Below are 3,067 nucleotides of genomic sequence, written 5' to 3' on the forward strand. Positions count from 1 at the left end.
GGCCCGATCCTACCTACGCAGCCGGCAACGCCAGCCAGAAGTGGTCAGGAGTTACTTTGCGGAAGAGCACGTCCGATATGCGGCAACATGACCTCAAGCTGTCAAACATTTAGTGCTCTCCGTAGTAGTTGCCAGTGCTACTACTGGCAATGAGAGAAAGAGTATGCAGCGAGCGGACTCAGATACTATCATTACCTTGCGCCTGTCCCAGCGATCGACCAAAGCACCAGCAACGGGTCCGACCAACACCGTCGGCAGGGTGACCGCGATTAGGAGTGAGGACAATGCGAGGACACTGGACCAGCCGTGTCTCCTCGACATGAACGCAACGAGCGCCAGCATGGCCAACCCGCTGAGTCGGTCGCTGAATACTGACACGGCCTGAGATGCGGCAAAAACCATGAAAGGCCGGTTGGCCAGCGGAGCCCTTATGACTGAGCGTCGCTGACTGATGGAGACATCTATGTCAGGTTCAGCGTACGTTCTTTCGGTCTCTGCGACCACCGCAGTTGGTTGCCGACCCGTATGCTCCGGTTGTGTTGTCACAGAGCGCACTTCAGCTCGAAGAACAGGGGCAGCTCGCATGTTTCGAGCCTCCGTCTGCGAGGCGCAGAACTTGGACGAGTCTGACAGCGGCTGAATATCGCGACGGTCCTGACCGTTGTCGAACTGCACTGCCAGTCACTGCTGCTCCAAGAAGTGCCATACGGCCGAGGCGGGACGCAACGGCAACGCTGGAGTCGTTTGGCCGGCCGTTCTACAGGAGCATTTCCGTGTAAGCCGGGAAGTACCTGTAGATTCCACGATACGCTTTCACCTTGTCTGCGTCGAGCTCAAATCCCTTGGGAGTCCAGTCGTCCTCGCATGGCATGTCGCGGTCTAGGTGAAGCCTCTCTTTGCGCGTTACGTTGGGAACAGTGATTTCGAAAGGGTTGCTGGTTATGGAGTCCCTGAGGAAGTAGAGCGCCTGGCGCGGCAGGGACTGGAGCTTTCGCTTGTCAGAATCCGTCCCGATCATCCCGCCAACAGAGAGCATCTGGTGGCCATCTGCGTAGACGAAGTTGAACAGTGGTAGGAACGAAGTGTCGATTCGTCCGACTAGGCCCTTCAAGATGGCAGCCTCGAGAAGACGAGCGTTGATACCGGGAAGTCGTTCTCGGCCGAACTCCTTCGCTACTGGATGCGGCCAGAGGTACTCCTTGGCTTCATCGGCAAAGTAGGCCATCCAGGTCCGCGGGTTCCACCTGCGCGGTCCATCTTCGGGGCGTCCAGGTGGTTCAACGTCTACCGTCACGAGTAGGAGCGACCCTGCTGACAGCTGAGAGGCCGAGACTTGAACCGCCTCAAGAACTTTGGTACCCAATCGGTGGTCGAAGTCGAGCCACACGATATGTTTCCGGTTCTGCGACAGGGTGGGAATCCACTCAACTATGTCGCCGGTCTCGACCGAAACACACTTGTATGGCCGGTTGAACCTAACACGGCGTCTGATGCTATCCGAGACCTCGACGCTGAGGAGCTTGTTGATTCCGAGATACCTGTGAAACAGGATGAAGTCTACGTAGTAGATCGAACCCAGCCCAGTATACTGGTAGTCGGAAATTGGGAAGCCAGCCTCCATGAGGCACTGAAAGGTGTGAACAAGCATTCTCCGTTCCACCTGCTTGGCTGGGCGGAATTCGTAGTGTACCTTCTCGTAGCTCTTGCCTGCCTGAGGGGAATCTGTCACTTCAGGCCTTCTTGCTTCATGAAGTAGTCGAAGGTGTGCTTGCCGATGGCCCACGCAGCGAGCGCCGACCTGCCGAGGTGTTTCCTGATCTTGTCCACATCAGTGATCTCAGCATCATACTGAATCTTTACCGTCGTCTTGGGTTTTGCCTTCACCACTGACGCTCTGAAGACGCTCTGCCTGACAGACAGGTCTTTGAATGTAGCGCTTGCCACGTCCTTTGATGCTTCCGCCTCCGCGGATATGCCGTCACTGTCAAGCTTGTACTTCCTTCTGATGAAGGCCAGCACTGGTTGAGCGGAGGTGGTCATGCGGCCCTTAACGAGCTGGTAGATGGTTGACTCTCTGTTCAGACTATGCTTGGTGGTGGTCCATGGCAGCTTGTACGGGTCCTCGGAATCGAAGAAGACAAATCCAAGAAACGGATTGTATTGCGGATGGAACGGAGGCATCGCTGTGACACCCCAGCCTGATGTATCCGACTTGTCCGCCGTTAACACGCATCTTCCGTTGCACACCACGTACCATCCGGCCGCATCGGGTTCGTAGCGACCGGCCGCGTTTGGTCGCGCCAGAGTTACGAATAATCGGACCGTGACTCCCCGCTCATCGATTCGCTCATACGTGGCGCTACCTTGCTTCGGTTTGCCGATAGGGATATCGAATGGAGGGATATCGCTTCCCCCTACCCGGATGCGTACGTGCTGGTTGAGAAAGAACACGAAGGTCCTTCCTATCCTCCTGCAAAGCTCACTCGCGAAGGTCGGGTCGTTGATTCTATGCACTACTTCATCATTCAGATTCGTTATCTCAATCTTGGTTCCAGCAGCGGACGCAAACGGCGCGGGCCCTGTCTCTTTCAGCGGAAAGCGCCAATCTTCCAGTAAGCCGTCCTTCGCCAGCCAATCGTCAACGTCCACAGAGCAGACGAACCCGCCTTGCATGGTCTTTGACTCAATCGTGAAACGCCGACCTATCTTGAACACCGCGCGCTTCAACCCAACGCCGTAGACACCCAAGTTTTCAGGCGTGTGGCCTTCGGAGTGGCCGAAGTTGAATGCCTCCGTGCGAGCGTATTCCAGATCGATCCCCCCGCAGTTGTCTTGTATCGTCACTTTGAGCATGTCCCTCGGTTAGTTGAAATTCCTAGCGGCTCCCACATCACTTTAGGCAACTCTCTCTGTTGCGTCAATTTCTTTCGGTGACGCGGACCGTTCCAGTGCACTCAGCAATGCGGGGATGTGCCGGTAGCCATCTACGCACCGGAAGTGCTGCTCGGCATGTAGCAGCCCAGCTACACACCAGCGCCAGCGCATCTCGCCAGGGCGCCAGCGCTTC

The 3,067-nt window shown here is 56.3% G+C and carries 2 protein-coding genes; both read right to left on the minus strand.

Annotated features, from left to right (window positions below; genetic code table 11):
- Positions 1-757: 757 nt before the first annotated feature.
- Positions 758-1,729, minus strand: coding sequence for a hypothetical protein (locus tag FJY68_13955; protein ID MBM3332926.1), 972 nt, complete (start codon positions 1,727-1,729; stop codon positions 758-760).
- Positions 1,726-2,853, minus strand: a complete 1,128-nt coding sequence (locus tag FJY68_13960) for a hypothetical protein (GenBank protein ID MBM3332927.1) — start codon at positions 2,851-2,853, stop codon at positions 1,726-1,728. Before FJY68_13960 ends, FJY68_13955 begins: the two co-directional genes overlap by 4 nt.
- Between the last annotated feature and the right edge of the window lie 214 nt (positions 2,854-3,067).

The organism is candidate division WOR-3 bacterium, assembly GCA_016867815.1.
In the GTDB taxonomy this organism is placed as follows: domain Bacteria; phylum Hydrothermota; class Tepidihabitantia; order Tepidihabitantales; family Tepidihabitantaceae; genus UBA2258.